General features: G+C 39.2%; 4 protein-coding genes. 3 read left to right on the forward strand and 1 reads right to left on the reverse strand.

Going from position 1 to position 5,727, the window contains the following annotated elements; all coding sequences use genetic code 11:
- Positions 1–96: 96 nt before the first annotated feature.
- Positions 97–486, reverse strand: coding sequence for a metal-dependent transcriptional regulator (locus AAAY30_RS11025; protein WP_022234129.1), 390 nt, complete (start codon positions 484–486; stop codon positions 97–99).
- Positions 487–744: 258 nt separating this feature from the next.
- On the opposite strand from AAAY30_RS11025, the gene AAAY30_RS11030 reads away from it, so the two are divergent.
- The 3 genes from AAAY30_RS11030 (at position 745) to AAAY30_RS11040 (ending at position 5,583) form a co-directional block, all read left to right on the forward strand.
- Positions 745–1,266 carry a peptidylprolyl isomerase gene (locus tag AAAY30_RS11030; protein WP_022234130.1) on the forward strand — a complete coding sequence of 174 codons (522 nt, stop codon included), beginning with the start codon at positions 745–747 and terminating at the stop codon, positions 1,264–1,266.
- A 33-nt stretch (positions 1,267–1,299) separates the two neighbouring features.
- Positions 1,300–2,310: a UDP-glucose 4-epimerase GalE gene (galE, locus tag AAAY30_RS11035; protein WP_022234131.1), complete on the forward strand. Its 1,011-nt coding sequence runs from the start codon at positions 1,300–1,302 to the stop codon at positions 2,308–2,310.
- A gap of 156 nt (positions 2,311–2,466) precedes the next feature.
- Positions 2,467–5,583 carry a hypothetical protein gene (locus AAAY30_RS11040; RefSeq protein ID WP_499215944.1) on the forward strand — a complete coding sequence of 1,039 codons (3,117 nt, stop codon included), beginning with the start codon at positions 2,467–2,469 and terminating at the stop codon, positions 5,581–5,583.
- Positions 5,584–5,727 lie beyond the last annotated feature (144 nt).

The following is a 5,727-nucleotide window of genomic DNA, read 5'->3' on the forward strand; positions in this document are numbered from 1 at the left end:
ATAACTGTATTTTGACATAAAAATACCGACCTCCAAAGTTAGATTTTTTAGGTCTAACTTTTGGGGGTCGGGTCATAATGACTGCTGTTTATTTTATCAGTTATTTGTTTTATCGGCTAAAATTCCCGATAGCTTTTTTAATGCCATAAAACTCTCTTCGCTTATATCGTGCTCGATTTTACATGAATCTTCATAAGCTGTTTCTTCGCTTACACCGAGAGAAATTAAAAGTTCGGCTATATAATTATGCTTTTCAAGAATTTTCTGCGCAATATTCATTCCGCTTTCGGTAAGGGTGATATAACCCTCGCTGTCCATAAGAATGTAATCGTTTTCTCTTAGCTTTTTCATGGCAACGCTTACGCTTGGCTTTGAAAAACCGAGAAGATTTACTATGTCGATAGAACGAACGCATCCTCTTTTTTGTTTAATTAAAAGTATAGCCTCGAGGTAATCTTCGGCTGACTTGTGGACTGATAATGACAATAAAAACACTCCTTGAACAATGATAATATTAATGTTCAATCCCTTAATACATAAAATTAATAAAATATTACAAAAAGATTATATAACTATTTTATTTATTGTATCATATTTTTATTAAAAAGTAAAGTTATTAAATTTTATTATTAAATATTTTTAAGTATAAAAATTCACTTGATATTTTTGGTGATTTAGCGTAAAATGTAAGGCAAAGGGCAGTATATAAATTTATTTGTAATATAAAATGAAAGGACGATTTTTATGTCACAAAATCCTGTAGTTACTATTGAGATGGAGAACGGCTCTGTTATTAAAGCCGAGCTTTATCCCGAAATTGCGCCAAATACAGTTAATAATTTTCTTAGCCTTGTAAATAATGGCTATTATGACGGACTTACTTTTCACAGAGTTATTTACGGTTTTATGATTCAGGGCGGTTGTCCTGATGGAACAGGTATGGGTGGCCCCGGTTACTCAATTAAAGGCGAATTTGCTGTTAACGGCTTTGAGAATAACCTCAAGCACACAGAGGGCGTACTTTCTATGGCTCGTTCAATGATGCCTGACTCTGCAGGTTCACAGTTCTTTATTATGCATAAAAATGCTCCTCATCTTGACGGACAGTATGCAGCATTCGGTAAAGTAATTGAGGGTATGGATGTTGTAAACCGGATTGCCGAGTGCGATACTGACTTTGCAGATAAACCTCTTGACGCACAGGTTATGAAAAAGGTGACAGCCGAAACATTCGGTGTTGAGTATCCTGAACCTGAAAAGTGCTGACGAATATACATTATACATAGAAAGGAAATCACTATGAATGTTTTGCTGACCGGTGGCGCAGGCTACATTGGTACACATACTTGTATTGAACTTATAAATGCAGGCCATACTGTAGTAGTTGCGGATAATTTTTCAAACAGTTCTCCAAAAGCTATTGAGAGGGTAGAGGAGATTACAGGCAAAAAAATTCCGCTTTACAACATTGATGTTTGCGATGTTGAAGCTTTGGACAAACTTTTTGCCGAAAATAAAATTGATGCAGTAATTCACTTTGCAGGTCTTAAGGCAGTAGGCGAGAGCTGCGAAATTCCTGTAGCTTACTACAGAAACAATCTTGATTCAACGCTTGCTTTGCTTGAGGTTATGAAGAAATATTCAGTAGCAAACTTTGTATTCAGCTCATCCGCTACTGTATATGGTATTCCAAAGAGTGTTCCGCTTGTTGAAACAATGCCTACAGGCTGTACAAACCCTTACGGTTGGACAAAGCTTATGAATGAGCAGATTCTTACAGACGCAGCAAAGGCTGACAGCAACCTTTCCGTAGTTCTTTTAAGATATTTCAATCCGATCGGTGCTCACGAAAGCGGTAGAATCGGCGAAAATCCTAACGGTATTCCAAACAACCTTATGCCTTATATTACACAGGTTGCTGCAGGCAGACTTAAAAGACTCGGTGTGTTTGGTAATGACTATCCTACACATGACGGCACAGGCGTAAGAGATTATATCCATGTTGTGGATCTTGCAAAAGGTCATGTAAAAGCTATTGATTATGCCGAACAGCACAAGGGCACAGAGATATTTAACCTTGGCACAGGTACAGGCTACAGCGTACTTGATATTGTTAAGGCATTCAGCAAGGTTAATAATATTGAAATTCCTTATGATATAAAGCCGAGAAGAGCGGGCGATATAGCAGAATGTTACGCCGATCCGACAAAAGCATATGAAATTCTCGGTTGGAAAGCCGAAAAAAATCTTGAAGATATGTGCCGTGACTCTTGGAACTGGCAATCTCATAATATTAATGGTTACGAATGACCGAAAAAACAATCTTGTTTTTGTGCAATTAGCCAAAATAACAAAAATTTATAAAAATAACTCTCCAAAGTGTCAAATTCATTTGACTTTTGGGGAGTTTCTATTATATAATAGAATAGCTTATAGAAGCATTATTATTAAAGGAGGAAAAAGAAAATGTTCAAAAAAGCATTAAGCCTTGTTGTCTCTCTGATGCTTATGGTAACTTCATTGTCATTTGCAGCAATTTCAGTTTCTGCTGCAGATACAACATATGTAGTTGCCGGAGCAGAAGAACTTTGCGGCGTTTTATGGAAGGGCAGCCCAGAAGAAGCTCCTGCAAATGTTATGACAGACAATGGCGACGGTACTTACACAAAAGTATTTACCAATGTTCAGCCGGCATCAGGTCTTACACTTAAGGTTGTAGAAAATGGTGCTGACGGTTCACAGAACTGGATTGGCGACGCAACAGGCAATAACATTACATTTAATGTAACTGCTGCAAGTGATGTAACAGTAAAATTTGATTCTTCTACTAAAGAAATCACTGTTACAGGCGACGGCGTTCAGTTTGTAACAAATCTCGATATCAAGAGCATCAATGCTGTTGGTAACGGCGACCCTGAAGATGCAGCTTGGTTAAACGGTGCAGCTTGGGATCCTGCAGCTAACCCTATGACAGAAGTTTCAGAAAAAGTTTATGAGATTACATTCAAGAATGTAACTAAGTTCGACAACTATCAGGTTAAGTTTGCCGCTAACGGCGGATGGACTGACAGTTGGGGCAGTGCAGCGGAAAACTTCACACCTGAATCAGGCGTAGAGTTTGACGCAGCATATAACGGAGAGAACCTTACCGTTAATGTTCCTTATGAATTTGCTGATGTAACACTCAAGCTCGACCTTACAAACTTCGACTATGCTACAAAGGCCGGTGCTAAGGCAACCGTTACAGTAACTGAAGTGTCAACTCCTGCTGAAACAACAGAAGTTGCTACAACAGAAGCAACAACTGCTCCTGCTACACAGGCAACAGCTGCTCCGGAGAAAGCACCTCTTACAGTAAATGCAACATCTAATGTATTCTCAACAGCAAAAGCAGAATACAACAGCGAAACAAAGCAGGTAACAGTATGCTACTATCTTGGTACAAATTGTGACCTTGTAAACCTCGAATGGTACTTCACATATGACAGTAACATATTTGAGGTAAACAACAAGAACAACCTTGATTCAACAGGTAAGAAACTTGGTATTATGCCACAGATTACAAGCAGTTCTGTAATCAACACAAGTATCCCCGGCAAGGTAAACGCCAACTCTTCTGACCTTGGCCTTTACACAATTGATGCAAAGGTTCCGTTTATTAAGATTGTTTTAGATGTAAAGGGTAATCCTGAAAATGTTGAAACAAATGTAAACCTTAATGTAAGAGTTCTTACAAAGGGCGAAATGGACTTTAATACAATGAGAGTTGATCCTGATACAATGGTATCATTCGTACTGGAGTATAAAATAGTAGATCCTTCATATATTGTTTCTGCTGAAACAAAACTCACAGAGTCAACATTTGTTCCATCGACAGAGTCAACAGAAGCTCCTGAAACAACAGTTCCTGAAACAACAGTTCCAGAAACAACAGTTCCTGAAACTACAGTTCCGGAAACAACAGTTCCTGAAACTACAGAAGAAGTTCCTGCTGGTGCTCTTACTGTAAATGCTACTTCTAACTTATTCCCTGCATCATCTAATGTTGTTGCAGGTGACGAAGAGTATGTAACAGTAACTTATTACTTTGAGTCAGAGAAGAATGTTCTTAATGCTGACTTCAATCTGTCTTACAATCCGCAGATGCTCGCTGTAGATTCAGTTATGACACCATACACAAACGGTGTAGTAGTAAACTCTGCAACAGCAGGCAAGGTTTATGGTAATATGTCAAGCCTTGAGCTTTACAATTTCAACCAGAAGACACCATTTGTTTCAGTTGTATTCAAGAAACTTGGTCTTGGCGAAACAGATGTAAACCTCACAGTTGATAACCTTACACTCTCACTTGCAAACGCTGAGGGCGTAACAGACGAGGCTCAGGAAGAGGGTCTTGTAAGAGATGGCGTTCTTGCTGAAACATCAACAAAATATTCAGTTGAAACTGAAATTCAGGCAGGTAAAGTTACACCTGTTGTTCCAACAACAGCTGAACCAACAACAGCTCCTGCTCCTGCAGGTTCAACATATGTTGTAGCAGGTTCAGAAGAACTTTGCGGTGTTTTATGGAAGGGTAGCCCGGAAGAAGCTCCTGAAAATGTTATGACAGATAACGGCGACGGTACATACACTAAGGTATTTACCAATGTTCAGATTGCTGATTCACTTCAGATTAAGGTTGTAGAAAATACAGCTGATGGCGGTCAGAATTGGATCGGTGATAACGGCGGAGACAACAATATAACCTTTAATGTTCTTGCCGCTTGTGATGTAACAGTTACATATGACAGCAATACACGCAAAATCACTGTTTCAGGTGACGGTGTTCAGATCGTTTCTGATATTGAAATCAAAAGCATGCATGCTGTTGGTAACGGTGACCCTGATGATGAATCATGGTTAAACGGCGTAGCTTGGGATCCAACAGCTAATGAGATGGAGCAGGTTGCAGATAAGGTTTATGAGATTACATATCACAATGTACCTGAGTTTGACAACTACCAGGTTAAGTTCGCAGCTAACGGCAAGTGGGCTGACAGCTGGGGCAGTGCAGAAGAGGGCTTCACACCTGAATCCGGCGTTGCATTTGACGCTGTATACAACGGTCAGAACCTCACTGTAAATGTACCATATGAATTTGCTGATGTAACACTCAGAATTGACCTTTCAAACTTCAACTATGCTACAAAGCTTGGCGCAGTTGCTACAGTAACTGTAACAGAAGCTTCTCAAGTACCAACAACAGCTCCTGAAACAACAGTTCCGGCAACAACAGTTCCTGAAACAACAGTTCCGGCAACAACAGTTCCTGCAACAACAGTTCCTGCAACAACAATTGCACAGAATACAACAACACCTAATACAACTCTTGCTCCTGCAACAGAAGATGCAACATCTTCAACAGGCGCAACAGTTAAGCCGGGTACAGCCGATACAGCTAACAACGGTAACAATGGCAACAATGCAGCCAATAACAACAATGGTACAGTTAAGACAGGTAATGCTTCTATGGCAGTAGTTATCCTCCTTGTACTTGTATCAGCTACCGGTGTAGTTTACTTTACCCGCAAGAAGGTTAAATAATCTTTTATAAGCATTAATAAAACTTAGTTTTTTTCACCCTCTGAGAAATCAGGGGGTGTTTTTTGTTTATAATTCAGAAGTCTAAATTATGGTTTAGCAAATTATTTCGGCAAGTAATTATAAAAGTTTGGTCGACCTTAGATC

Source organism: Ruminococcoides bili (genome assembly GCF_040093295.1).
Lineage (GTDB): Bacteria > Bacillota > Clostridia > Oscillospirales > Acutalibacteraceae > Ruminococcoides > Ruminococcoides intestinale_A.

What these genes read in the sequence shown, in the direction of transcription:
- AAAY30_RS11030 (WP_022234130.1), top strand. Translation starts at nt 745, where the DNA reads ATGTCACAAAATCCTGTAGTTACTATTGAGATGGAGAACGGCTCTGTT.
- galE (WP_022234131.1), top strand. Translation starts at nt 1,300, where the DNA reads ATGAATGTTTTGCTGACCGGTGGCGCAGGCTACATTGGTACACATACT.
- AAAY30_RS11040 (WP_499215944.1), top strand. Translation starts at nt 2,467, where the DNA reads ATGTTCAAAAAAGCATTAAGCCTTGTTGTCTCTCTGATGCTTATGGTA.